The 22,310-nt window shown below is 65.5% G+C and carries 27 protein-coding genes and 2 riboswitches; of the genes, 17 read left to right on the forward strand and 10 right to left on the reverse strand.

What is annotated here, in order from left to right:
* Positions 1 to 3 precede the first annotated feature (3 nt).
* The 4 genes from BW970_RS08215 (at position 4) to BW970_RS08230 (ending at position 2,994) form a co-directional block, all read left to right on the forward strand.
* Positions 4 to 780, forward strand: coding sequence for a glycerophosphodiester phosphodiesterase family protein (locus tag BW970_RS08215; protein ID WP_076529914.1), 777 nt, complete (start codon positions 4 to 6; stop codon positions 778 to 780).
* 78 nt (positions 781 to 858) lie between these two features.
* The gene (locus BW970_RS08220) at positions 859 to 2,034 is read left to right on the forward strand and encodes a GNAT family N-acetyltransferase (RefSeq protein WP_076529916.1); all 1,176 of its coding nucleotides are present in this window, start codon (positions 859 to 861) and stop codon (positions 2,032 to 2,034) included.
* Positions 2,027 to 2,644, forward strand: coding sequence for a glutathione S-transferase family protein (locus BW970_RS08225; protein WP_076529918.1), 618 nt, complete (start codon positions 2,027 to 2,029; stop codon positions 2,642 to 2,644). The genes BW970_RS08220 and BW970_RS08225 overlap by 8 nt, the downstream gene beginning before the upstream one ends.
* A complete protein-coding gene (locus BW970_RS08230; RefSeq protein ID WP_076529920.1) occupies positions 2,641 to 2,994 on the forward strand; it encodes a 4a-hydroxytetrahydrobiopterin dehydratase in 354 nt (117 codons plus the stop codon). The genes BW970_RS08225 and BW970_RS08230 overlap by 4 nt, the downstream gene beginning before the upstream one ends.
* A gap of 17 nt (positions 2,995 to 3,011) precedes the next feature.
* Here BW970_RS08230 and BW970_RS08235 read toward each other — a convergent pair whose 3' ends face one another.
* Complete coding sequence (locus BW970_RS08235; protein WP_076529922.1) at positions 3,012 to 3,749, reverse strand: SDR family oxidoreductase; 738 nt, start codon at positions 3,747 to 3,749, stop codon at positions 3,012 to 3,014.
* Between the two features lies 1 nt (position 3,750).
* Positions 3,751 to 3,987, reverse strand: a complete 237-nt coding sequence (locus BW970_RS08240) for an Lrp/AsnC family transcriptional regulator (protein WP_076529924.1) — start codon at positions 3,985 to 3,987, stop codon at positions 3,751 to 3,753.
* A 123-nt stretch (positions 3,988 to 4,110) separates the two neighbouring features.
* Between BW970_RS08240 and BW970_RS08245 the strand changes: the two genes are divergently transcribed.
* From BW970_RS08245 to BW970_RS08265, 5 genes are all read left to right on the forward strand, one after another.
* The gene (locus BW970_RS08245; protein ID WP_076529925.1) at positions 4,111 to 4,446 is read left to right on the forward strand and encodes an STAS domain-containing protein; all 336 of its coding nucleotides are present in this window, start codon (positions 4,111 to 4,113) and stop codon (positions 4,444 to 4,446) included.
* Positions 4,436 to 4,891: an ATP-binding protein gene (locus BW970_RS08250; RefSeq protein ID WP_083701172.1), complete on the forward strand. Its 456-nt coding sequence runs from the start codon at positions 4,436 to 4,438 to the stop codon at positions 4,889 to 4,891. Before BW970_RS08245 ends, BW970_RS08250 begins: the two co-directional genes overlap by 11 nt.
* 332 nt (positions 4,892 to 5,223) lie before the next feature.
* Positions 5,224 to 5,331, forward strand: a riboswitch (TPP riboswitch).
* A gap of 37 nt (positions 5,332 to 5,368) precedes the next feature.
* Positions 5,369 to 6,358, forward strand: a complete 990-nt coding sequence (thiB, locus tag BW970_RS08255; RefSeq protein WP_083701185.1) for a thiamine ABC transporter substrate binding subunit — start codon at positions 5,369 to 5,371, stop codon at positions 6,356 to 6,358.
* A gap of 119 nt (positions 6,359 to 6,477) precedes the next feature.
* On the forward strand, positions 6,478 to 7,965 hold the full coding sequence (locus BW970_RS08260; RefSeq protein WP_083701186.1) for an ABC transporter permease family protein: 1,488 nt from the start codon (positions 6,478 to 6,480) through the stop codon (positions 7,963 to 7,965).
* Entirely contained in the window at positions 7,949 to 8,647 is a 699-nt protein-coding gene (locus tag BW970_RS08265; protein ID WP_371870126.1) for a thiamine ABC transporter ATP-binding protein, read from the forward strand. The genes BW970_RS08260 and BW970_RS08265 overlap by 17 nt, the downstream gene beginning before the upstream one ends.
* A 24-nt stretch (positions 8,648 to 8,671) precedes the next feature.
* Here BW970_RS08265 and BW970_RS08270 read toward each other — a convergent pair whose 3' ends face one another.
* Together BW970_RS08270 and BW970_RS08275 are read right to left on the reverse strand one after the other, a co-directional pair.
* Positions 8,672 to 8,899, reverse strand: a complete 228-nt coding sequence (locus tag BW970_RS08270; protein ID WP_076529931.1) for a DUF1150 family protein — start codon at positions 8,897 to 8,899, stop codon at positions 8,672 to 8,674.
* A 12-nt stretch (positions 8,900 to 8,911) separates the two neighbouring features.
* On the reverse strand, positions 8,912 to 9,325 hold the full coding sequence (locus BW970_RS08275) for an Hsp20 family protein (RefSeq protein WP_144038904.1): 414 nt from the start codon (positions 9,323 to 9,325) through the stop codon (positions 8,912 to 8,914).
* 176 nt (positions 9,326 to 9,501) lie between these two features.
* Between BW970_RS08275 and BW970_RS08280 the strand changes: the two genes are divergently transcribed.
* From BW970_RS08280 to BW970_RS08305, 6 genes are all read left to right on the forward strand, one after another.
* On the forward strand, positions 9,502 to 9,720 hold the full coding sequence (locus tag BW970_RS08280) for a YdcH family protein (protein ID WP_076529935.1): 219 nt from the start codon (positions 9,502 to 9,504) through the stop codon (positions 9,718 to 9,720).
* 73 nt (positions 9,721 to 9,793) lie between these two features.
* Entirely contained in the window at positions 9,794 to 10,285 is a 492-nt protein-coding gene (gene purE, locus BW970_RS08285; protein WP_076529936.1) for a 5-(carboxyamino)imidazole ribonucleotide mutase, read from the forward strand.
* Positions 10,278 to 11,351, forward strand: coding sequence for a 5-(carboxyamino)imidazole ribonucleotide synthase (locus BW970_RS08290; protein WP_076529938.1), 1,074 nt, complete (start codon positions 10,278 to 10,280; stop codon positions 11,349 to 11,351). The genes purE and BW970_RS08290 overlap by 8 nt, the downstream gene beginning before the upstream one ends.
* A gap of 119 nt (positions 11,352 to 11,470) precedes the next feature.
* Positions 11,471 to 11,974: a bifunctional 3-hydroxydecanoyl-ACP dehydratase/trans-2-decenoyl-ACP isomerase gene (gene fabA / locus BW970_RS08295; protein WP_229740447.1), complete on the forward strand. Its 504-nt coding sequence runs from the start codon at positions 11,471 to 11,473 to the stop codon at positions 11,972 to 11,974.
* Positions 11,975 to 11,986: 12 nt separating this feature from the next.
* The gene (fabB, locus tag BW970_RS08300; RefSeq protein ID WP_076529942.1) at positions 11,987 to 13,216 is read left to right on the forward strand and encodes a beta-ketoacyl-ACP synthase I; all 1,230 of its coding nucleotides are present in this window, start codon (positions 11,987 to 11,989) and stop codon (positions 13,214 to 13,216) included.
* Between the two features lie 18 nt (positions 13,217 to 13,234).
* Complete coding sequence (locus BW970_RS08305) at positions 13,235 to 14,023, forward strand: enoyl-ACP reductase FabI (RefSeq protein WP_076529944.1); 789 nt, start codon at positions 13,235 to 13,237, stop codon at positions 14,021 to 14,023.
* A gap of 102 nt (positions 14,024 to 14,125) precedes the next feature.
* On the opposite strand, the gene BW970_RS08310 is transcribed toward BW970_RS08305, so the two are convergent.
* From BW970_RS08310 to BW970_RS08320, 3 genes are read right to left on the reverse strand one after another with little or no spacing between them, the layout of a single operon-like run.
* Entirely contained in the window at positions 14,126 to 14,629 is a 504-nt protein-coding gene (locus tag BW970_RS08310) for a lipocalin/fatty acid-binding family protein (protein WP_076529946.1), read from the reverse strand.
* On the reverse strand, positions 14,617 to 14,943 hold the full coding sequence (locus BW970_RS08315; RefSeq protein ID WP_076529948.1) for a hypothetical protein: 327 nt from the start codon (positions 14,941 to 14,943) through the stop codon (positions 14,617 to 14,619). The genes BW970_RS08310 and BW970_RS08315 overlap by 13 nt, the downstream gene beginning before the upstream one ends.
* Complete coding sequence (locus BW970_RS08320) at positions 14,943 to 15,986, reverse strand: aldo/keto reductase (RefSeq protein WP_076529950.1); 1,044 nt, start codon at positions 15,984 to 15,986, stop codon at positions 14,943 to 14,945. Before BW970_RS08320 ends, BW970_RS08315 begins: the two co-directional genes overlap by 1 nt.
* A gap of 212 nt (positions 15,987 to 16,198) precedes the next feature.
* On the opposite strand from BW970_RS08320, the gene fabF reads away from it, so the two are divergent.
* A complete protein-coding gene (gene fabF, locus BW970_RS08325) occupies positions 16,199 to 17,461 on the forward strand; it encodes a beta-ketoacyl-ACP synthase II (protein WP_076530257.1) in 1,263 nt (420 codons plus the stop codon).
* Positions 17,461 to 18,639 carry an endolytic transglycosylase MltG gene (gene mltG, locus BW970_RS08330; protein ID WP_076529952.1) on the forward strand — a complete coding sequence of 393 codons (1,179 nt, stop codon included), beginning with the start codon at positions 17,461 to 17,463 and terminating at the stop codon, positions 18,637 to 18,639. The genes fabF and mltG overlap by 1 nt, the downstream gene beginning before the upstream one ends.
* Positions 18,640 to 18,743: 104 nt before the next feature.
* Here the strand turns inward: mltG and trmB are convergent, their stop codons facing one another.
* The 3 genes from trmB to lnt form a co-directional block, all read right to left on the reverse strand.
* On the reverse strand, positions 18,744 to 19,445 hold the full coding sequence (gene trmB, locus BW970_RS08335; RefSeq protein WP_076529954.1) for a tRNA (guanine(46)-N(7))-methyltransferase TrmB: 702 nt from the start codon (positions 19,443 to 19,445) through the stop codon (positions 18,744 to 18,746).
* A 112-nt stretch (positions 19,446 to 19,557) separates the two neighbouring features.
* Positions 19,558 to 20,745: a methionine adenosyltransferase gene (gene metK / locus BW970_RS08340; protein WP_076529956.1), complete on the reverse strand. Its 1,188-nt coding sequence runs from the start codon at positions 20,743 to 20,745 to the stop codon at positions 19,558 to 19,560.
* A gap of 6 nt (positions 20,746 to 20,751) precedes the next feature.
* Positions 20,752 to 20,799: riboswitch (SAM-SAH riboswitch) on the reverse strand.
* Positions 20,800 to 20,831: 32 nt separating this feature from the next.
* Complete coding sequence (gene lnt, locus BW970_RS08345) at positions 20,832 to 22,310, reverse strand: apolipoprotein N-acyltransferase (RefSeq protein WP_076529958.1); 1,479 nt, start codon at positions 22,308 to 22,310, stop codon at positions 20,832 to 20,834.

Here is a 22,310-nt window from a genome sequence, read left to right on the forward strand (position 1 = left end):
GTCATGCAACGCCCTCGCCTGCCCGAGACCCTGCGCCGCCTGCCTGTTGCGCACCGGGCGTATCACGACCGCGCTGCCGGTCGGGTCGAAAACAGCCGCGCGGCCATCCGCGCGGCCATTGATACCGGTTATGCCATAGAGATCGACCTGCAACTGTCCGCCGATGGTCACGCCATGGTCTTCCATGACGACGATCTGGACCGGCTGACGCAGGCCGCAGGCCCCGTGCGTGCACGCAGCGCGGCGGAACTCGCCGGGATCAGGCTGACCGACACCGACGAGGGGATCCCCTCGTTGGCAGAGGTGCTGCATCTGGTGTCCGGCCGCGTGCCCTTGCTGGTGGAGCTGAAGGATCAGGATCGCGGCTTCGGCCCCGGCGTCGGCACATTGGAGGCGACAACGGCCCGGCTGCTGGCAGGATACGCCGGAGATCTGGCGGTCATGTCGTTCAACCCGCATTCCATGGCACAGATGGCGCGCCTTCTGCCGCGCGTTCCCCGCGGCCTTACCACCTGGCAATGGCGCGGCCATGGCGCGGATGACCTGCCCGCCGAACGCCGCGCGTCGCTATTGGCGATTGCCGATTATGATCGGGTCGGTGCCAGCTTTGTCTCGCACAACTGGACGGATCTGATGCGCCCAAGGGTGCGGGAACTGGCCGCGCAGGGGGCGGATGTGCTGTGCTGGACCATTCGCTCGGCCGAGGAAGAAACGGAGGCGCGCAAGATGGCTTGCAACATCACCTTCGAAGGATACCCCGCCACCATCCCGCAAGCGTGATCGCAGGTGGCTGGCGCTGGATGAGTCTGGCGGAGATATTCGGATCAGAGCAAGGCTACGCAGGCAGGAGCGTGACGAATGGATGCGCAGCTTGAACTGGAGGTGACACTGGCAAACGGGGTCGCCGATGTGGCGGCGGCCGAGTGGGATGCCTGCGCCAACCCCGGTGGCGGGGTTCCGCTGGATCCGTTCACATCCCACCGCTTCCTTGTTGCGCTGGAGGCATCGGGATCGGTCGGTCAGCGGAGCGGATGGCTGCCCCGCCCGTTGGTGGTGCGGGCCAAGGGGCGGGTCGTTGCCGTCGCGCCGATGTATGTGAAGTCCCACAGCCAGGGCGAGTATATCTTTGACCATAGTTGGGCCGATGCCTGGGAACGGGCGGGCGGTCGCTACTACCCGAAATTGCAGGTCGCGGTTCCCTTTACCCCCGCGACGGGACGGCGGTTCCTGTGCAGACCGGAGTGGGAGGTGGCAGGCCGGGCGGCCCTGTTGGGCGGGATCGAACAGATCGCGGCGCAGAACGGCTTATCCTCGGCGCATGTCACCTTCTGCACCGAAACCGAGGCGACGGCGGCGCCCGGATGGCTGCACCGGGTAACGCAGCAGTATCATTGGCAGAATCAGGGCTATGAGTCATATGATGCGTTTCTGGGCGTATTGTCGTCGCGCAAACGCAAGGCGCTGCGCAAAGAGCGGGCGGCGGCGCGCGCCTTTGGCGGCTCCATCGAGACGCTGACCGGCGATGCGCTGAGGCCCGAGCACTGGGATGCCTTCTGGCAATTCTATCAGGATACGGGCAACCGCAAATGGGGGCGGCCCTATCTGACGCGCGCCTTCTTTGACGAGGTGCAGGCCAACCTGCGCGACGATGTGCTGCTGGTGCTGGCAAAACGCGACGGGCACCCCATCGCCGGGGCGCTGAACTTCATCGGGCGCGAAACGCTATTCGGGCGGTATTGGGGCTGTATCGAAGATCACCCCTTCCTGCATTTCGAACTGTGCTACCATCAGGCCATCGACTGGGCGATCGGGCGGGGTATGGCGCGGGTCGAGGCCGGGGCCCAGGGCGAACACAAGCTGGCGCGCGGCTATCTGCCATGTCCGGTGCACTCCTTGCACTGGATCGCCGATCCCGGCTTTCGCGGCGCGGTCGGCCGCTATCTCGACGCGGAACGTGCGGCCGTGGACGAAGAGATCGAGGTGGCAACGGCCCTTGGGCCGTTCCGCCGCAGCCAGGGAGACGACCATGACTGACCTGACCTTCTGGACCAGCCCGCGATCGCGCGGGGCCATCGTCCGGTGGATGCTGGAAGAGGTGGGCGCACCATATACGACGATCATGCTGGACTATGGGGCACCGATGAAGACGCCGGAGTATCTGGCGATCAACCCGATGGGCAAGGTGCCCGCGATCCGCCACCTGGGGCAGGTTGTGACCGAATGCGCGGCGATCTGCGCCTATCTTGCCGATGCCTTTCCGCTGGCGGGGCTGGCACCGCCGGCACCGGACCGGGCGGCCTATTACCGCTGGCTGTTCTTTGGCGCCGGGCCGGTGGAAGCCGCCGCAACCAATGCGGCCCTGGGCGTGGTTGTCCCCGAGGATCGCCGGAGCATGGTCGGCTATGGAGATGCCCGAAGCGTGATCGCAGCAGTGGAACAAAGACTTGACGCAAGCGCCTATCTGGCTGGCGACAGCTTCAGCGCCGCCGATGTCTATACCGGAAGCCAGATCGGCTGGGGGCTGAAATTCGGCACTGTTCCCGACCGTCCGATCTTCCGCGACTACTGGGCGCGTCTTTCGGCACGTCCGGCCCATGCGCGCGCGACAGAGCTGGACGCCGCGCTGTCTGGCGGTGCCGCATGACGGCTCTGGCGCCCGCAATCCGCGACCGCGACCTGCCCGTACTGGCAGAGGGCGGCTGGCAGATGGTGCCGGGCCGCGATGCCATCCGCAAGATCTGGCGCTTCTCTGGCTTTGCCGAAGCCTGGGGGTTCATGTCGCAGGTGGCGCTGCTGGCCGAGCGGATGGACCACCACCCGGAATGGACCAACCGATACAACATCGTCGATGTCACGCTGACAACCCACGATTGTGGCGGATTGTCGGACTTGGACATTGCCATGGCGCAGGCCATGGACAGGATCGCAGGCGCCACGCCGGTTGTCGGCGCAGATGCCCGGACCACCTGCGAAGACCGCGCGGCGGCGCGATAGCTGGCGGCCCGACCGCCCTATCCCCGCCCGACAAGTGGCATGGTGGTCGCCATGAGCGTCATGGACTGGACATTTGCCTCCAGCGGCAACGAGGCGAGGTGCACCACGGTATCGGCCACCGTCGCCACGTCGATCATGGGGGTGTCCGGCGCATCCGGGTCGGCGGCCTTCACCCGGCGGACATGGCTTTCCAGTAGCGGTGTCCGGGCATTGCCGATGTCGATCTGGCCCGACGCGATGCGGAACGGTCGGCCATCCAGCGACAGTTGCTTGGTCAGCCCCGTCACCGCATGTTTGGTTGCGGTATAGCACACTGCACCAGGCCGGGGCGCTTGGGCGGCGACAGAGCCGTTGTTCAGGATACGCCCGCCCTGGGGTGTCTGCCGCCGCATCTGGCCAAAGGCGGCGCGGGCGCACAGGAACATGCCGGTCAGATTCACCGCGACCGATTGCGTCCAGTCCTCCAGCGGTATCTCGTCGATCAGCCCCGCCGGTGTAAAAATGCCCGCATTGTTGAACAGAAAGTCGATGCGGCCAAATCGGGCCGTCACTGTCCCGAACGCGGACTGAACCTGCGCCGGATCGGTCACATCGCAGATCAGCGGCAGCGCGGCGGCATGGCCGGCGGCCACCGCCTCCAGCGCGGCCTTGCGACGGGCCAGCAGGGCAACCTGCCATCCGGCCGCAAGCAGGGCGCGGGCGGCTGCGGCCCCGATCCCATCCGAGGCGCCGGTCACAACGGCGATGCCCGGCATCTCAGAACGCCTTGAAGGTCATGGTGGTCAACGTGCGCACGATGCCGGGAATGCCGAACAGTCGCTCTGCAAGATAATGTCCGACATCGGCGCCATCCGGAATGTAGACCTTTGCAATCAGGTCATATTCTCCCGAGGTCGAATAGAGTTCTGACACGACTTCGGCATCCCAGACGGCATTGGCCACCTCGTAGGTCTTGCCGGGCTGGCATAGGAACTGGACGAAAACGCAGGTCATGGCGGGCTCCCTTCAGGCTTCGTGCAACGATAGGCCGAGCAGAGCCGGTGCGAAAGGGGCGCAGGTTACCGTTTGTCAACGGATTGGCGCTAGGCTGAGCGGACGGCATGGGAAAGGTACGGCATGGACATCACCTGCGAACACGCTGGCGACACACTGATCGCAAGGATACACGCCACACGGATCGACGCGGCTGCGGCCATCCGCTTCAAGGATCGGATGCGCGAGGTGTTGCAGGCGGCCGCCCCGCGCGTCGTGCTGGATCTGTCGCGCGTCGATTTTCTCGACAGCAGCGGCCTGGGGGCTGTGGTCGCGGTGAAGAAACTTGCGGGGCCGGGCCGCAACCTCGAACTGGCCGCGCTGACCCCGACCGTGCAAAAGGTGTTCCGGTTGACCCGCATGGATCAGGTTTTCACCATTCATCCGAACGCACCCGCAGGGGTGCGCCATGTCGGCTGAGCAGCCTCGCATGGAGGATACGCCCCCCCCCGGCGTGGTTCGGCTGGTGATTCCGGCTGACCCTTTGGCCGTCCGCCACGCGCTGGAACGGCTGTTCTCGAATTTCTCCCCGGACATCTTGCCCAACGATCTGCGGTGTTCGGCAGAGATTGTAATCGCAGAGGTGCTGAACAACATCGTTGAACATGCCTATGCCGGATCACAGGGCGACATCGAACTGTCCGTGCAGCCGGTACCGGGGGGGCTATGGTGTTCGGTGACGGATCACGGCACGCCGATGCCCGACAACATGCTTCCCGGCGCCAGGGCTCCAGATGTTCAGGCGGATGACATGCCCGAAGGGGGATTCGGCTGGTACATGATTCATGCATTGGCACAGGGCATCCGATATGCGCGCGTGGGGGGCACGAACAGGCTGACATTCCACCTTCGGGCGGAACAATAGCGCGCCAGAGGCAAAACTGTGGGCCGAACGGAAACGCTGCCCTGAAAATGCCCCGCTTCCCCCGCAGTTGCGCCACGCTCTGGCATCAGAACAGTCTTGTAGCTGCATAAAGCTCCCCTCGACGTCGCGGAAACAGCCCCCACCCAGCCCGCGGCGTCGAGGAACCAAATGCAGATACGCGATAAAGGCGGCTGCCCGGACGGGCGGCCGCCTTTCCTTTGCCCGCACGCCCGGCCCGGCGGCCATCAACCGCACGATCCGACAGCGGGCGGAATCGCGGTTCTACGCAACGGTCCATCCCCCTTGTGTCTGACGCCATGTGGTCTATGCTCTGCCCCACCTCGGGGTGCCTGCGGATGTTCCGCCGGCTGAGATGCGCAAGCGAACCCGTCGAACCTGAACCGGATCATACCGGCGGAGGGAAGGTGCGAGAGCGATCTCCGGTACCGACCTGTTCCGTCGCAACTGGAGGACATGATGAAAGCTCCCTTCCTTGCGACCTGTGGCCTGATGGCCGCGAGCACTTTGGCGATGGCGGACACGCCTGTCCTGACGGTGCTGACCTATGACAGCTTTGCGTCAGACTGGGGCCCCGGACCCGTGGTGGAAAAAGCCTTCGAGGCAGAATGCGGATGTGACCTGCGGTTCATTCCGGCAGGCGACGGCGCCGCGCTTCTGGCGCGCCTGCGGCTGGAAGGCGCACGGTCCGAGGCGGATGTCGTGCTGGGACTGGACACCAACCTGACGGCCGCCGCCGCAGAGACCGGGCTGTTTGCGCCTCATGGTGTCGCGGCCACCCTGGATCTGCCCGTTGACTGGAGCGATGCGAACTTTCTGCCCTTTGACTGGGGATGGTTTGCCTTTGTCCATGACACCACACGCGTGCCCTCGCCCCCAACATCCATCGAGGCCCTGGCAGAGTCGGATCTGAAAATCGTGATCCAGGATCCCCGCTCGTCCACGCCGGGACTTGGCCTGTTGATGTGGGTCAAGGCGGCCTACGGCAGCAGGTCCGAGGAGATCTGGGGCAAGTTGGCGGACAATATCCTGACGGTCACGCCGGGCTGGTCGGAATCCTATGACCTGTTCCTGAAGGGCGAAGCGGATATGGTGCTGTCCTATACCACCTCCCCCGCCTATCACCTGATCGCCGAGAACGACGAGTCCAAGGCGGCGGCGGCATTTTCCGAGGGGCATTACCTGCAAGTCGAGGTGGCAGGCGTGCTGGCCAATGCCAAACAGCCAGAACTGGCGCGGCGCTTCATGGAATTCATGGTGTCCGATGCGTTCCAGTCGGCAATCCCCGAGACGAACTGGATGTATCCGGCCAAGACCCCTGCCGGCGGCCTGCCAGAGGGGTTTGGCGGCCTGGTCCTGCCCGAAACATCGCTGCTGTTCCCTGCCGACGAAGCGCAAGCCCTGCGGGATGCCGCGATCGAGGAATGGCGCGGCGCGCTCGCCCGGTGATCATGCCGAAGCCTGATCGCACCGCCGGGGGTTTCGCGCCCCCGGCCCCCCGCAGGAGGCTTCCGTCAAGGCAAGGCGGATGGCCGGGGATCGTGCTTGCCGCAGCGATTGCCGGGCTGATGGCGGTCGCGCTCGCGGTTGTGTTCTTTCGGGCCGGATCATCCCGGCTGGGGGCGGCCGACTGGGCCGCGGTGCGGTTTTCGGCAACGCAGGCGGCGGTTTCGGCATTGGCATCGGTTGCCCTGGCAATTCCCGTGGCGCGGGCGCTGGCGCGGCGGCGCTTTGCCGGGCGAGCGGGTCTGATTGCGGCGCTGGGTGCCCCGTTCCTGTTGCCGGTGGTCGTGGCCGTACTGGGGTTGCTGGCCATTTTCGGACGGGCAGGGGTCTTGAACAGCGGCCTGGCGGCGCTTGGGCTGCCGCAGGTTGGAATCTATGGGTTTCACGGTGTGGTTCTGGCCCATGTGTTCCTGAACATGCCGCTGGCGGTCCGCATGATCCTGCATGGATGGCAAGGGGTTCCGGCAGAACGGGTCCGGCTGGCGCAAAGTCTGGGGTTGGGGCCGGGCGGGGTGTTCCGGCATATCGAGGTGCCCATGCTGCGCGGTGTGGTGCCGGGGGCGTTGCTTGCCGTTTTCCTGATCTGCCTGACAAGTTTTGCCGTTGTGCTCATTCTGGGTGGCGGGCCGCGCGCGACAACGGTCGAGCTGGCCATCTGGCAGGCCGTGCGCTTTGATTTTGACCTGAGTCGCGCCGCGATGCTGGCCGCGGTACAGTTCGGGCTTTGTGCCGCAGCGGTGCTGCTGGCGGCACGCTGGACAGCGCCGGCTGCACTTGGGGCCGGGTTGGACCGCCCGCTGGCATTGCCCGCGCCGGGTGGATGGCGAAGGATGGCCGATGGTCTGGTGATTTTCGTCGCGGCGCTGTTTCTGGCACTGCCGGTCGCGGTGCTGGTGGTCTGGGGTGTTTCGGATCTGGCGGATTTGCCGGCGGGTGTGTGGAACGCGGCAGCAACCTCGGTGGCGCTGGCGCTGGTGGTGGCAGGGCTGACCGCGCTGGCGGTTGTCGCGCTGGCTTCGGCTGTGGCGCGGGGCGGCGGACTGGCGCGTATGGTCGAGGCGGCGGGAATGCTGCCGATGGCCGCGAGTTCGCTGGTGCTGGGGATCGGGCTGTTCCTGATGCTGCATCCCTTTGTTGCCCCATCGCGGCTGGCGCTGCCGGTGACCGCACTGGTCAACACGCTGATGGCGCTGCCCTTTGCCTTGCGGCTGGTATTGCCGGCCTGGCGCGCGGCAGAACTGACCCAAGGGCGGCTTGCCGACAGTTTGGGCCTTGTCGGGTGGGCGCGGTTCCGTCTGGCGGTCCTGCCACGCATTCGCCGCCCGCTGGGCATGGCCGTGGGACTGGCCGCTGCGCTGGCGATGGGCGACCTGGGGGTGATCGCGCTGTTTGCCAGCGATCAGGGCGTCACCTTGCCCTTGCAGGTCTGGCGGCTGATGGGGGCCTATCGGACGGATCAGGCCGAAGCCGCCGCGCTGTTGCTGATGGGGTTGTCTTTTGCCGTTTTCATCCTGTTCGATTCGTGGGGGCGCCGTGGGGCTGACACTTGAAAAACTGGCGCTGGAGCAGGGCACATTCCGGCTGGAGGCCGATTGGACCGTGCCGCAGGCGGCCCGCGTGGCGGTGATCGGTCCGTCGGGTGCGGGAAAATCCACTCTGCTTGCCGCGATTGCCGGGTTTCATCCCCCGGCATCGGGCCGCATTCTGTGGGCGGGGGCAGATATCACCCAGTTGCCACCGGGGGACCGGCCGCTGTCGGTGTTGTTTCAGGATGGCAATCTGTTTCCGCATCTGACGGTTGCGCAGAACCTTGGGCTGGGCCTGTCGCCACGGCTGCGCCTGACACAGGCGCAGCGGGAGGCCGTGGCCGGAGTTCTGGCGCAGGTTGGCCTTGGCGACAAAGCTGAACGCAAGCCAGCCGCGCTGTCGGGGGGCGAACAGTCACGGGTCGCTTTGGCCCGCGTGTTGCTGCGGGCCCGGCCGCTGCTGCTGCTGGACGAGCCATTCGCCGCCCTGGGCCCCGCGCTGAAGGCGCAGATGCTGGATTTGGTGGACCGGATTGCCGGACAGACCGGGGCCACCGTGCTGATGGTCACCCACGATCCCGAAGATGCGCGGCGCCTGTGCCCGCTGACGGTGGTCGTGGCGGATGGCACTGCCGCAGCACCGACCGCCACTGGGCCGGTTCTGGACGATCCGCCCCCCGCCCTGCGGGCCTATCTGCGCGGCTGAGCGCGCGCGACAGCCCAGCAGAGGTCAGTGGGCGCTGACCGGGGACAGGTCGTTCTGGCGCGCCAAGGCAAACGCCAGTTGACGATCCCGGACAAGTGCCAGCCGCTCGCCATCGGGGCGGTTGACGGAATAGATGATGTCCAGCCCGGTCGCTTGTTGGCGCAGGGCTTCGGGCAGTTCCGCAACGGCAACGGGACGCACATAGACGATGCGGTCCGCGACATCGGGGCCAAAGTTGAACGGATGATCCATCGTGCCCTCCTTTCAGGCGCTGACGATTTGGATGGTCTGAACGACAGGTTCCGGGGTTGACCGGCGCAGGTCCAGGTGCAGAAGGCCGTTTTCCAGGCGGGCGCCCCCGACCTCCACGCCTTCGGCCAGCACGAAGCTGCGCTGAAACTGACGCGCCGCAATGCCCCGGTGCAGGAACACGCGCGCATCAGCGGCATCATCCTGACGCCCGCGCACCACAAGTTGGCGATCCTCAAGCGTGATCTGCAACTCCGCCTCACGAAAGCCGGCGACGGCCAGCGTGATCCGATAATCGTTCTCGCCCAGACGCTCTATGTTGTAGGGCGGATAGCCATCTGCCGCCGTTTTGGCGGTGCGCTCGACCAGCCGTTCAAGCTGTTCGAACCCAAGAAGGAAGGGGTGCCCCCCGAAACTGGTCTTGGTCATTCGCGGTGTCCTTGGTGCAAGCGACATGTCCGGCGGGCCCCGGCGTTCGGCAACCCGTGGTGTGAATATGGGGAGCGGAGGAGCGCCCGGCAAGCCCCTTGAAAAACTTCCAACAATCCCCACGAATCGCTATAGTGAGGGCTCAGTGCCCGCGACTCAGAAGAAGGCCGCAAGCGATGAATGCCCCGCCCGAGTTGAACACCGAAGAAGTTCTGTGCATCCGGCTGGAAGTGATGCGCCGCGAACACCGCGATCTTGATGATGCGATCCACGCATTGGAGATTTCGGGCACCGCCGATCAACTGACACTGCGCCGCCTGAAAAAGCAGAAACTGGCGCTGAAGGACCAGATCGCGCGCCTTGAAGACCGACTGATCCCCGACATCATCGCCTGACGCACCCTTTGCCGTTGACCGCGCGCGACGCCACGGCTACGCCGCAAGGCGCAACGACAGCCGGAGGACGGGCATGGCCGGACAGGTGGAAGTGGGCATCATCATGGGCAGTCAGTCCGACTGGGCCACGATGAAGGAAGCGGCAAACATCCTTGATGAGCTGGGCGTGCCCTACGAGGCGCGCATCGTCTCGGCCCATCGCACCCCCGACCGGCTGTGGACCTATGGCAAGACCGCCGTGGACAGGGGGCTCAAGGTCATCATTGCGGGCGCTGGCGGTGCGGCGCATCTGCCCGGCATGATGGCCAGCAAGACCCGCGTGCCCGTCATTGGCGTGCCGGTCCAGACCCGTGCGCTGTCCGGCGTTGACAGCCTGTATTCCATCCTTCAGATGCCCAAGGGCTTTCCCGTCGCCACCATGGCAATTGGCGCGCCCGGCGCCGCGAATGCCGGGTTGATGGCCGCAGGCATCCTGGCCATCAGCGATCCCGCCCTGGCAGAGCGGCTGGACACATGGCGCGCGGCGCTGTCCGCCTCTATCCCCGAGGAACCACAGGATGACTGAACCACTGGCCACCGGATCGACGATCGGCATTCTGGGTGGCGGGCAGTTGGGCCGGATGCTTGCGGTCGCCGCCAGCCGCCTGGGGCTGCGCGCGCATGTCTACGAGCCGGCTGCCAACCCGCCTGCTGCCGATGTGGCGCATCGCGTTACAACCGCATCCTATGACGATGCCGCCGCGCTGACCGCATTCGCGCAATCCGTCGACGTCGTGACATACGAGTTCGAGAATATCCCCACCTCGGCCCTGGATCTGATCGAGGCGATCCGCCCGATCCGCCCCAACCGCCGCACATTGGCCATCAGCCAGGACCGGGTCGAAGAGAAGGGGTTTCTCAACGCCATCGGCCTTGCGACCGCCCCCTGGGCCGCCGTGAATGACGCAGCGGAGCTGGAGTCGGCGCTGGGTGCCATCGGCGCACCTGCCATTCTGAAAACCACGCGGCTGGGCTATGATGGCAAGGGGCAGGCCCGCATCATGACACCGGAAGATGCCGCCGCGGCCCTGACAGCCATGAGCGGTGCGCCTGCGGTGCTGGAGGGGTTCGTGCCCTTCACCATGGAAATCTCGGTCATCGCCGCGCGGGCATTGGATGGTCAGGTCGCGGCGTTCGATCCGGGCGAGAATGTGCACCGCGACGGCATTCTGCACACCACCACCGTTCCCGCCCGCCTGCCCCCGGCCCGTCGGTCGGATGCGGTGCTGATCGCCGCACGGATCCTGAATGCCCTGGACTATGTGGGCGTGATGGGGGTGGAGCTGTTCGTGACGCCACAAGGCTTGCTGGTGAACGAGATCGCACCGCGCGTCCACAACTCGGGCCACTGGACGCAGAATGGCTGCGCGGTGGACCAGTTCGAACAACATATCCGTGCGGTTGCAGGCTGGCCGCTGGGGGATGGCAGCCGCCATTCCGACGTGACCATGGAAAACCTGATCGGCGACGATATCGACCGGGTTCCCGCGCTGGCGACCGAGGCGGGCACGGCCATCCATCTGTATGGCAAGGCCGAGGCGCGCGCCGGGCGCAAGATGGGTCACATCAACAGGATACGCCCGCGCGGCTGAAACCTGCGCGGTGCTTTGGACAGGGCCAGTCGCAGGCGCGCCCCGGCGCCCCTGCGCCACTTGCCCTTGCGCCTAGGCGGATGCTACAGGAAGCAGAGGTGCGAGGCAGGGAGAAGCACGTGTATCCAACCAGGTTCGATCGGGAAGACCTTTTGAAATGTGCGCGGGGCGAATTGTTCGGGCCCGGCAATGCGCAGCTTCCCGAGCCGCCGATGCTGATGATGGACCGGATTACCGACATCTCGGCGGATGGCGGCGAACACGGCAAGGGGCATGTGGTCGCCGAATTCGACATCACCCCCGACCTGTGGTTTTTCGCCTGTCACTTCCCCGGCAATCCCATCATGCCAGGATGTCTGGGGCTGGATGGTCTTTGGCAGCTGACCGGCTTCAACCTGGGCTGGCGCGGCTGGCAAGGGCGCGGCTATGCGCTGGGGGTCGGCGAGGTCAAGCTGACCGGCATGGTCCGCCCGGATCGCAAGATGCTGCGCTATCATGTCGATTTCACCAAGGCCGTGCAGACCCGCCGTCTGACCATGGGTGTGGCCGATGGCCGCGTCGAGGCGGATGGCGAGACCATCTATCTTGTCAAGGACATGAAGGTCGCCCTGTCGGCCAGCTAAGGAAGGAAGCCCATGCGTCGCGTCGTCATCACCGGCATCGGCATCGTCTCGCCCATCGGAAACTCAGCCGAAGAGGTGCAGGAAAGCCTGCGCCTTGGCCGCTCGGGCATCATCGCCTCGCCGGAATATGCGGAACACGGGTTCCGTTCACGCATCCACGGCCAGCCGCAGATCGTGCTGGAAGACCATATCGACAAGCGCGACCTGCGCTTCATGGGCGATGGCGCGGCCTACAACTTCATCGCCATGCAGCAGGCAGTGAAGGATTCCGGCCTCGACCCCTCGGATGTGTCGAACGAACGCACGGGGATCATCGTGGGGTCCGGCGGGCCGTCGACCAAATCCTTCTACAAGGCGCACAACATCGTGCGCGACAGCGGCAGCCCCAAGCGGATCGGCCCCTTTGGCGTGACCAAGGGCATGTCGTCCACCAATTCCGCCTGCCTCGCCACGCCCTTCAAGATCAAGGGCGTGAACTATTCCATCACCTCGGCCTGCTCGACCAGCGCGCATTGCATCGGGAACGGCACCGAGTTGATTCAGATGGGCAAGCAGGACATCGTCTTTGCCGGCGGCGGCGAGGAACTGGACTGGACCCTGTCGTGCCTGTTTGACGCAATGGGTGCCATGTCGTCGAAATACAATGACACGCCCGCCACAGCCTCGCGCGCCTTCGATGCCACGCGGGACGGGTTCGTCATCGCCGGAGGCGGGGGCGTCGTGGTGCTGGAGGAGTTGAACCACGCCCTGGCCCGTGGCGCCAAAATCTATGCCGAAGTCACCGGCTATGGCGCCACCTCGGACGGGCACGACATGGTGGCCCCCTCGGGCGAGGGCGGCGAACGGTCGATGCGGCTGGCGCTGTCCACCCTGCCGCAGGGGCGCAAGATCAGCTACATCAATGCCCACGGCACCTCGACCCCTGCGGGCGATGTCACCGAGGTCAAGGCAGTGCGCCGCGTCTTTGGCGACGGAAACGTGCCGCTGATCTCGTCCACCAAATCGCTGACCGGCCATTCGCTGGGCGCGACGGGCGTGCACGAGGCGATCTATTCGCTGCTGATGATGCAGGGTGGCTTCATCGCGGCCTCGGCAAACATCACCCAACTCGACCCCGAACTGAAACCCGAGGAAATCGCCACCACGCTGCACGAGAATGTCGATTTCGACAGCGTGCTGTCGAACAGCTTCGGCTTTGGCGGGACGAACGCCACCCTGGTGATGAGCAAATATCTCGACTGAGACCGGAGACGGACATAAATGGCAGACCTTCTGAAGGGCAAGCGCGGGCTGGTCATGGGGGTCGCCAACGAGCGCTCCATCGCCTGGGGAATCGCAAAGGCCATGGCGTCCGAGGGCGCCGAACTTGCATTTTCCTATCAAGGCGAGGCTTTCGGCAAGCGGGTCGAACCGCTCGCCGCTTCGGTCGGTTCGTCATTGCTGGTCGATGTGGACGTGACCGATGATGCCAGCCTGGATGCCTGCTTTGGCAAGCTGAAAGAGGCATGGGGCACGATGGACTTTCTGGTCCATGCCATCGCCTATTCCGACAAGAACGAGCTGACCGGACGGTTCATCAACACCAGTCGCGCGAATTTCCAGAACTCGCTGACCATCTCGTGCTTCAGCTTCATCGACGTGGCCCGCCGCGCATCAGAGATGATGCCCGAGGGCGGAACGCTGCTGACGCTGACCTATGGCGGGTCCAACCGGGTGACACCGAACTACAACGTGATGGGTGTGGCCAAGGCGGCGCTAGAATCGGCTGTTCGATACCTTGCCAATGATCTTGGACCGCAGAAAATCCGGGTCAACGCCATCTCGCCCGGCCCGATGAAGACACTGGCAGGTGCAGCCATCGGTGGCGCCCGCGCCACCTATCGCCACACCGAAAGCAATGCCCCGCTGCGCTCGAACGCCACGCTTGAGGCGGTGGGCGGCACGGCGGTCTGGCTGGCCTCGGGGGGCGGGGCCTTCACCACGGGCGAGATCGTCCGGGTTGACGGCGGCTTTCACGTTCTGGGTATGCCACAGGGCGACAACCTCTAGCGGCTCCCGCTGGCCATCACCTGCCCTGCCCTGGTGATCACTCCCCTTGGGCGGGACATCCACGCCTTGCGCAGCCATTGGCACGGCGCCGTGTGGCAAGGATCAGCGCGCCGGAACTGCGATCAGCCGCGCAACATCAAAGCCGTTGAAGGCCAGAACATCCCGAGCGGCTTGCAGCCGGTCGGGTGATATGCGCCCCCGGTCCAGCACCACCGCAGAGGTGCCGGAAGGCGGCGCGATGACCAGTGTGCGGTCGCCGTGATCGGACCAGATCACCCACCAATCCTCGGCCCTGCCCGACAGCGCAAGGCGGCCCGGACCCACGGGCACCGCGCGGGTATCGACGGGCTGGACCCCGCCGCCCGTGCAAAGCCGACCCGTGACACGCAACGCGGCGCCGTCGGCGCGGATGGCCAGTGTTTCCGCACCGCACCGGGTGCCGATGGGGGCAAGGAACGCCGCCGCCTGCCAATCGCCAACCATGCGGGCAAAGTCGTATCCGGCGATCGAGCGCAGCGGACTCGCCGCGTCGCGCAACGCAACGCTGCGCGGGGCCACTGCACAGGCCGCGACCAGCAGCAGCGGCAAGACAGTCAGTCGCGGCACAGCGTTGCCCTGCGACCGTCATTCATCAGAATGTCGTTGCACCCGAACAGCGGCCGGACCGGCGCACAGGTGCCGCTGCGGGCCAGACAATCGCCCTGACACTCCACAGACGCCCGGCATTGCTTACCGGAATCGGTGGTCTCGTGAATGCAGGTCATCGCAGAGGAGAGGCCCGCCCGCACCATCCGCCCCCCCGTGCGCGTGCAGTCCTGCGTCGCCACATCAAGCGGATTGGGGGGCAAGGGCGCCGGTCCGGCATCCTCGCGGCACGCCGCCAGCGCCAGCACAACCAACAAGAGCGCCGCTGGACGCATCAGTAGGGCATCGGATGCTGACGCCGGGTTGCGGCGATGTCTGCAAGCACCTCATCGGACAACGTCAGCCCCGCCGCCCCAAGATTGGTGCGCAGTTGTTCCAGCGTTGTCGCCCCGATGATCGGGATCGTCGGAACCGGGCGCGAGCGAACGAAGGCCAGCGCCATCTGGCACGGATCAAGCCCATGGTCGGCCGCGACGCCCAGATAGGCCGCGACGGCCGGAAAGACCTGCGGTGTGATGCGCCCGCCCAGGTCGGGTGTCGCAACGCGCCGGGTCTTGTCCGGGGTCACATCGCCGGCATATTTGCCACTCAGCAACCCTGCGGCCAGCGGTGAGAAGGCCAGCGGCGTCACGGCCTCGTTGTGGCACAATTCGGCAAGATCCGAATCGAAATGCCGGCAGAGCAGCGAATATTCATTCTGGATCGAGGCCACACGCGGCCAGCCGTTCACCTCGGCAAGCCGCAGCCATTGCGCCGTGCCCCAGGCGCTTTCATTCGACAGGCCAAAGGCGCGGATCTTGCCTTCGCTCACCAGTTTTCCCGCCTCGGCCAGCACATCTTGCATATGCGCGATAACGGCGGCCCGGTCCTGCCCCGTCGGATCAAACCCCCAGTTGCGGCGAAAGTGATAGCTTCCGCGGTTCGGCCAGTGCAACTGGTACAGGTCGATCACATCGGTCTTCAGCCGCCGCAGCGCCTGCTCCACACAACTGCGCAATGCCGCCCCCGTGATCGGCGCACCACCGCGGACCTGATCATGGCCCGCCCCGGTGATCTTGGTCGCAATGACCCAATCGCCACGACGCTTGTGCGACGCCATCCAGGAGCCGATGATCTCCTCCGTGCGGCCGACGGTTTCGGCACGCACGGGATTGGTCGGATACATCTCCGCCGCATCCAGAAAGTTCACCCCATGGTCCAGCGCCATATCCATCTGGGCATGGCCTTCGGATTCGGTGTTCTGGCTGCCCCAGGTCATCGTGCCCAGGCACAGCTCGCTGACCTGGAGGCCGGAGCGCCCCAGCGGAAGTTTCTGCATCGGTCTCTCCTTCGTTGCAGACAAGACTAGTCGCCACCGCGCCAAGGGCAAGGGGGCACGTCCACCGGATCGCCGCCCCGCCGGGCCATTGCCGTGATGTTGACCGCCCGGCAGGGCAGCAAGCCGCCTGCAAACATGGCAGAATGTTGCGCAAGCGTTGCCGCGCGTGTATCAGCTTGCCGGATGAAGCGATTGTCGATGAGGAGACATGCATGCGTCGGGTAGTGGTGACGGGACTTGGCATGGTCACTCCGCTGGCTTGCGGAGTCGAGGAAACCTGGTCGCGCCTGCTGGCCGGGCAATCGGGTGCTGGTCCGATCACGCGGTTCGATGCCTCGAACGTGGTCACGCAATATGCCTGCGAGATCCCCTTTGGTGATGGCACGGACGGCACCTTCAACCCCGACCACTGGATGGAGCCGAAAGACCGCCGCAAGGTGGATGATTTCATTCTTTACGGCATGGCCGCCGCCGTGCAGGCCGTGAACGATTCCGGCTGGCAGCCCACGACGGACGACGACAAGGAACGCACCGGCGTGATGATCGGCTCGGGCATCGGCGGGTTGACCTCGATTGCCGAAACCGCGGTGCTGATCAAGGAAAAGGGCCCCAAGCGGGTTTCTCCCTTCTTCATACCTGGCGCGCTGATCAATCTGATCTCTGGGCAGGTGTCGATCCGCTTTGGCTTCAAGGGGCCGAACCATGCCGTGGTCACTGCCTGTTCCACCGGCGCCCATGCCATTGGCGATGCCGCGCGGCTGATCATGATCGGCGATGCCGATGTGATGGTCGCGGGTGGCGCGGAAAGCCCCATCAGCGAGATCGGCATTGCCGGGTTCAACGCCTGCAAGGCCCTGTCGACCAAGCGTGCCGACGACCCGACCAAGGCCAGCCGCCCCTATGACGCCGACCGCGACGGCTTTGTCATGGGGGAAGGCGCGGGCGTCGTGGTGCTGGAGGAATACGAACACGCCAAGGCGCGCGGCGCAAAAATCTATGCCGAGGTGCTGGGCTATGGCCTGTCGGGCGATGCCTATCACATCACCGCCCCGTCCGAGGACGGCGACGGCGGCTTCCGCAGCATGAAGGCGGCGCTGAAACGGGCCGGGATCACCCCCGATCAGATTGATTACATCAACGCCCACGGCACCAGCACAATGGCCGACACGATCGAACTTGGCGCCGTGGAACGCCTGATGGGCGATGCGGCGACCAGCGCCACGATGTCGTCGACCAAGTCCAGCATCGGCCACCTTCTGGGCGCGGCGGGTGCTGTCGAGGCGATCTTCTGCATCCTCGCCATCCGCGATCAAGTGGCACCGCCGACGATCAACCTGGACACTCCAGCGGTGCAACCCAAGCTGGACCTGGCGCCGAATACCGCCGTGAAGCGCAAGATCGACATCGCCCTGTCGAATTCCTTCGGCTTTGGCGGCACCAATGCCAGCCTGGTGCTGGGCAAGGTAAGCGACTGATGTGGAAGGCCATCGCCTCGAACGCACTTACGCTGTTCATCGTCGTTCTGGTGGCCGTGGCCGGGCTTTTGGCCTGGGGCAAACGCCAGTACGAAGGGCCGGGCCCGCTGGCCGAGGCGATCTGTTTCCGCGTGGATCGCGGCGCCTCTTTCGCCGCGGTCAGCCGCGGACTTGAAACCCAAGGGGCAATCAGCGATGCTCGCATCTTCCGCATCGGCGCGGATTATACCGGCAAGGTCCAGGGACTACGGTTCGGATCCTACCTGATCCAGCCGCAGACCAGCATGGACGACATTGTCGATCAGCTCACTCGCGGTGGCCAGTCGACCTGCGGATCCGAAATCAACTATCGCATCGGTGTCACAACCGCCGATGTGGTGCTGCGCGAGCTGGACCCTGGCACCCAGCGGTATGTCGAAGTGGTCAAATTCGATCCCGCAATCGACAACACACCCCCGGAATACACCGCCGCCATCGACGACCCCGGCATCCGCTTTCGCGTGACCCTTGCCGAAGGCACCACGGTCTGGCAGGTCGCCGAGGCGCTGAAACGCATCGACATCATGGAAGGCGACATCGGCGCCCTACCGCCCGAAGGCACTCTGGCCCCCTACAGCTATGAGATTTCCAAAGGCAGCAATCGTGCCGAACTGGTCGCAGAAATGCGCGACCGCCAGTCCCGCATCCTGAACGATCTCTGGGCCGCCCGCGCCGACGGATTGCCCTATGCAACCCCCGAAGAGGCGCTGATCATGGCCTCGATCGTGGAGAAGGAGACCGGCGTCCCCGATGAGCGCGGCACGGTCGCCAGCGTGTTCGTCAACCGTCTGCGCACCGGCATGAAGCTTCAGACCGACCCCACCGTGATCTATGGCGTGACCAAGGGACAAGGCGTTCTTGGCCGTGGCCTGCGACAGTCGGAACTGCGCGGGGCAACGCCGTGGAACACCTATGTGATCGACGGCCTGCCGCCGACGCCGATTGCCAATCCCGGTCGTGCCAGCATCGAGGCAACGCTGAACCCGCCAACCACGCCCTATATCTTCTTTGTCGCCGATGGCACCGGCGGCCATGCCTTTGCCGAAACGCTTGCAGAACACAACGCCAACGTGGCGAAGTGGCGCCAGATCGAGGCCGAACGGGCCCGTCAGCCATCGGCACAGCCCGCAGGAAACTGACGCAGCCCATCGCCTCGGGCCAGATACTTCGGGGATGAATACGCCGCAAGGCGCAGCGGGGGCCAGACGCCCCCCCTGCGCTGACAGGGCAGCGCCGCGCCCGGTCAGCCGTTGCGCCGGAAGGTCAGATAGTGCGGATCCCGCCCTTCACGCAGGGCCTTCTGCTCGTAGCGGGTTGACAGCCAGTCCTCCCATGCCGCGCCGGGGCCTGCCTGGCGTTCCAGCGTGAACCCCGCTGGCGGCACTTCTTCCAGCGTTTGGCGGACATAGTCGGGAATATCGGTCGCCACACGGAACTCGGCGCCCGGCGCTGTGACCCGTGCAAGCGGCAACAGGTATCCGGGCGTCACGAAACGGCGCCGATGGTGGCGTGCCTTGGGCCAGGGATCGGGATAGTTGAGGAACACTTTCGCCACGCAGGCATCCGGCAGCACATCGAACAGATCCCGCACGTCAGCGGGATGAATGCGCAGATTCTCGACACCCGCGACCCGGATCTTGCCCAGCAGCATCGCAATGCCGTTCACAAAAGGCTCGCACCCGATCAGCCGGATACCGGGGTTGCGGGCCGCCATATGCACCATATGCTCGCCGCCGCCGAACCCGACCTCGAGCCAGAGCGAGCCGGTGCCGGGAAAGGCGGTGTCCAGATCCAGCGGTGCGCGGTCGGGGTTGTCCTGCACCGATACGCCCGGCAGGCGCAGCCGGTCGAGATCCTCGGCGAGGTAGGTCTTTTGCGACGCGCGCAGCGTCTTGCCATGGGCGCGGCCATAGAAATTGCGGCGGGGCGTGTCAGCGTTGGTCATCGTGGTTCCTGTCGGAAGGCAGGGCGGGGGACCAGTCCCCCGCACCCCCTGCTCAAGGGGGCCGCTGGCCCCCTTGAGAAACCCCCAGGGGTATTTGGGGCAAGATGAAAGATCAGACGGCCTTTTTCAGAGCCTCGATCAGGTCGGTACGCTCCCAGCTGAAACCGCCGTCGGCGTCTGGCTGGCGGCCGAAATGCCCATAGGCGGAGGTGCGGGCATAGATCGGCCGGTTCAGGCCAAGATGGGTCCGGATGCCCTGCGGGGTCAGATCCATCAGGGCCATGACCGCCTTTTCAATCTGGGCATCCGGGACTACGCCGGTGCCATGCGTGTCGACATAGATCGACTGCGGTTCCGCCACGCCGATGGCATAGGAGACCTGGAGCGTGCAACGATCCGCCAGACCGGCCGCCACAATGTTCTTGGCCAGGTAGCGCGCGACATAGGCGGCGGAGCGGTCCACCTTGGTCGGATCCTTGCCCGAGAAGGCACCACCGCCATGGGGGGCCGCGCCGCCATACGTATCCACGATGATCTTGCGTCCGGTCAGGCCCGCATCGCCATCCGGGCCGCCGATCACGAACATGCCGGTCGGATTGACATGCCAGACGGTGTTGCCGGTGATCCAGCCTTCGGGCAGAACCTCGCGGATATAGGGTTCGACAATGGCGCGGATGTCTGCGGATGTCTGTTTCTTGCTGACATGCTGGTGCGACAGCACGATCGACGTCACCTCGACCGGCTTGCCATCCACATAGCGCACCGAGAGTTGCGACTTGGCATCGGGTAGCAGCGTCGGCTCGGCGCCCGATTTGCGGGCCTCGGCCAGACGGCGCAGGATGGCATGGGCATACTGGATCGGCGCCGGCATCAAATCCTCGGTTTCGCGGCAGGCATAGCCGAACATGATGCCCTGATCGCCCGCGCCTTCGGCCTTGCCCTTCTTGTCGTTCGCATCCACGCCTTGTGCAATATGGGCGGATTGTCTGTGCAGATGGTTCTGCACCTTGACCGTCTCCCAATGGAATTTCTTCTGTTCATAGCCGATGTCGCGGATGGCATCGCGGACAAGACCATCGACGCGGCCCAGCATCTCTTTCAGCTTGTCCTTGTCGGACAATCCGACCTCGCCGCCGACGACAACGCGGCCAGTGGTCGCAAAGGTCTCGCAAGCAACGCGGGCATGGGGTTCAACCGTCAGGAACGCATCCAGGATGGAATCGGAGATACGGTCGCAGACCTTGTCGGGGTGACCTTCCGAAACGCTTTCGGAAGTGAAGACATAGTTCTTGCGGGACATGAAGGGTGCTCCATTGCAATATGCCGCCACGCCAGGAAGCCGTTGTGACGGTCAAACACCGCGCATACAGCGCAGCCGGGGGGTGGTCAATGCGTGACGACGCGGCGACGAAAAAGCAACAGCCCGCCAAGCGCCCAGATTGCAATGCCCGGCACGCGCCCCGTCGCGGCATGGACAGTGGCCGGGAGCGCCCCCGGCAGCGCAACATCCAGAATGCCCATCCGGCTCAGGCCAAGCTGCGCCACCACCCCACCGCGTGCGTCGATCACCGCCGAAACGCCGGTGTTGGCCACCCGGACCAGCGGAACGCCGCTTTCCACCGCGCGCAAGCGCGCAAGCGCCAGGTGCTGGAACGGGCCTGCATCCTCGCCGAACCACGCATCGTTCGTCACCTGCAACATCCAGTCCGCCCGTGGCACGCTGCGCTGAAAATAGGGGAACACCGCCTCGTAGCAGATCAGCGGCAACATCTGGCCCAGATCGCCCATGTCGATCAAGCGGGGGCCGGGGCCGGGGGTGTAGCCGAACCCTTCGCGCGGGGAAAAGCTGAAGATCCCCAGCCAATCGGCCATCAGATCGCCCAGCGGAACATATTCCCCGAAAGGCACCAGATGCGCCTTGTCATAGACCGCCCGAACCTCTGGCACGCCCAGCGCATCCGCGCCGACCACGGCAAGCGAATTGAAAGCGCGGGCCCCTTCGGTCCGCTGGATGCCCAAGGCGACCGGAACCCCGGACGCCGCCGCCGCAATCGCAGCCAAACCGCCCCGATCATCGTTCAACAGGAACGGCACCGATGTTTCAGGCCAGACCACAAGGTCGGGCCGGCGCCCGGCGGGCCGCGCCGTCAGATCAAGATGGCGTTCGAAATAGTCGCGCGCATATTCAGGCAACCATTTCAACCGCTGATCGGCATTCGGCTGTACCAGGCGGATCACCGGCCCCGGTTCGGGCGGTAGCGGCTGGGCCTGCCGCCAGTGCCCCCACCCCCAGACCGCCGCCAATATCGTGGCGGCCAGACCCGCCCCGCGCCAGCGGCCCACCACCAGCAACAGGGCAAGCCCCAGCGTCAGCAGGGTCAGCCCCCCTGCCCCGACCAGGGCCGCCGCCTGCATTGCAGGCAGATCAAGCCAGATATGCCCCGGCATTGCCCAGGGAAATCCTGTCAGCACCGTGCCGCGCGCGGCTTCTGCGGCTGCCAGCGCCAACGCGAACCCAAGCGCCCGCTGTCTGGCATAGGACGAGAGCAAACCCGCGGCGCCCCAGAACAATGCCAGGCCACCCGCCATGAACGCCCAGGCAAAAGGCGCCATCCACGCATCGCGCTCGGCTTCGATCTGGAAGGGCTCGGTGATCCAGTGCAGCGCCACCAGGAAATGCGTGGTCCCGAAGGCCCAGGCCCGCAGCGCGGCCTGCGCCCGCGTCGCCGCACCGGAGACCAGCCAGATGCCCCCGGCATATCCCGCAAGCGCCAGCCACCACAGCGACCAGGGCACCTGCCCCAACGCCGCCGCCAGCCCCGCAACAGCCGCCAGCCCCAGACCGACCCAGCGTCCCGCCACCAT

The organism is Gemmobacter megaterium, assembly GCF_900156815.1.
Taxonomy (GTDB): Bacteria; Pseudomonadota; Alphaproteobacteria; order Rhodobacterales; family Rhodobacteraceae; genus Wagnerdoeblera; species Wagnerdoeblera megaterium.

What these genes read in the sequence shown, in the direction of transcription:
- BW970_RS08215 (WP_076529914.1), top strand. Translation starts at nt 4, where the DNA reads ATGCAACGCCCTCGCCTGCCCGAGACCCTGCGCCGCCTGCCTGTTGCG.
- BW970_RS08220 (WP_076529916.1), top strand. Translation starts at nt 859, where the DNA reads ATGGATGCGCAGCTTGAACTGGAGGTGACACTGGCAAACGGGGTCGCC.
- BW970_RS08225 (WP_076529918.1), top strand. Translation starts at nt 2,027, where the DNA reads ATGACTGACCTGACCTTCTGGACCAGCCCGCGATCGCGCGGGGCCATC.
- BW970_RS08230 (WP_076529920.1), top strand. Translation starts at nt 2,641, where the DNA reads ATGACGGCTCTGGCGCCCGCAATCCGCGACCGCGACCTGCCCGTACTG.
- BW970_RS08235 (WP_076529922.1), bottom strand. Translation starts at nt 3,749, where the DNA reads ATGCCGGGCATCGCCGTTGTGACCGGCGCCTCGGATGGGATCGGGGCC.
- BW970_RS08240 (WP_076529924.1), bottom strand. Translation starts at nt 3,987, where the DNA reads ATGACCTGCGTTTTCGTCCAGTTCCTATGCCAGCCCGGCAAGACCTAC.
- BW970_RS08245 (WP_076529925.1), top strand. Translation starts at nt 4,111, where the DNA reads ATGGACATCACCTGCGAACACGCTGGCGACACACTGATCGCAAGGATA.
- BW970_RS08250 (WP_083701172.1), top strand. Translation starts at nt 4,436, where the DNA reads ATGTCGGCTGAGCAGCCTCGCATGGAGGATACGCCCCCCCCCGGCGTG.
- thiB (WP_083701185.1), top strand. Translation starts at nt 5,369, where the DNA reads ATGAAAGCTCCCTTCCTTGCGACCTGTGGCCTGATGGCCGCGAGCACT.
- BW970_RS08260 (WP_083701186.1), top strand. Translation starts at nt 6,478, where the DNA reads ATGGCGGTCGCGCTCGCGGTTGTGTTCTTTCGGGCCGGATCATCCCGG.
- BW970_RS08270 (WP_076529931.1), bottom strand. Translation starts at nt 8,899, where the DNA reads ATGGATCATCCGTTCAACTTTGGCCCCGATGTCGCGGACCGCATCGTC.
- BW970_RS08275 (WP_144038904.1), bottom strand. Translation starts at nt 9,325, where the DNA reads ATGACCAAGACCAGTTTCGGGGGGCACCCCTTCCTTCTTGGGTTCGAA.
- BW970_RS08280 (WP_076529935.1), top strand. Translation starts at nt 9,502, where the DNA reads ATGAATGCCCCGCCCGAGTTGAACACCGAAGAAGTTCTGTGCATCCGG.
- purE (WP_076529936.1), top strand. Translation starts at nt 9,794, where the DNA reads ATGGCCGGACAGGTGGAAGTGGGCATCATCATGGGCAGTCAGTCCGAC.
- BW970_RS08290 (WP_076529938.1), top strand. Translation starts at nt 10,278, where the DNA reads ATGACTGAACCACTGGCCACCGGATCGACGATCGGCATTCTGGGTGGC.
- fabB (WP_076529942.1), top strand. Translation starts at nt 11,987, where the DNA reads ATGCGTCGCGTCGTCATCACCGGCATCGGCATCGTCTCGCCCATCGGA.
- BW970_RS08305 (WP_076529944.1), top strand. Translation starts at nt 13,235, where the DNA reads ATGGCAGACCTTCTGAAGGGCAAGCGCGGGCTGGTCATGGGGGTCGCC.
- BW970_RS08315 (WP_076529948.1), bottom strand. Translation starts at nt 14,943, where the DNA reads ATGCGTCCAGCGGCGCTCTTGTTGGTTGTGCTGGCGCTGGCGGCGTGC.
- BW970_RS08320 (WP_076529950.1), bottom strand. Translation starts at nt 15,986, where the DNA reads ATGCAGAAACTTCCGCTGGGGCGCTCCGGCCTCCAGGTCAGCGAGCTG.
- fabF (WP_076530257.1), top strand. Translation starts at nt 16,199, where the DNA reads ATGCGTCGGGTAGTGGTGACGGGACTTGGCATGGTCACTCCGCTGGCT.
- mltG (WP_076529952.1), top strand. Translation starts at nt 17,461, where the DNA reads ATGTGGAAGGCCATCGCCTCGAACGCACTTACGCTGTTCATCGTCGTT.
- trmB (WP_076529954.1), bottom strand. Translation starts at nt 19,445, where the DNA reads ATGACCAACGCTGACACGCCCCGCCGCAATTTCTATGGCCGCGCCCAT.
- metK (WP_076529956.1), bottom strand. Translation starts at nt 20,745, where the DNA reads ATGTCCCGCAAGAACTATGTCTTCACTTCCGAAAGCGTTTCGGAAGGT.
- lnt (WP_076529958.1), bottom strand. Translation starts at nt 22,310, where the DNA reads ATGGTGGCGGGACGCTGGGTCGGTCTGGGGCTGGCGGCTGTTGCGGGG.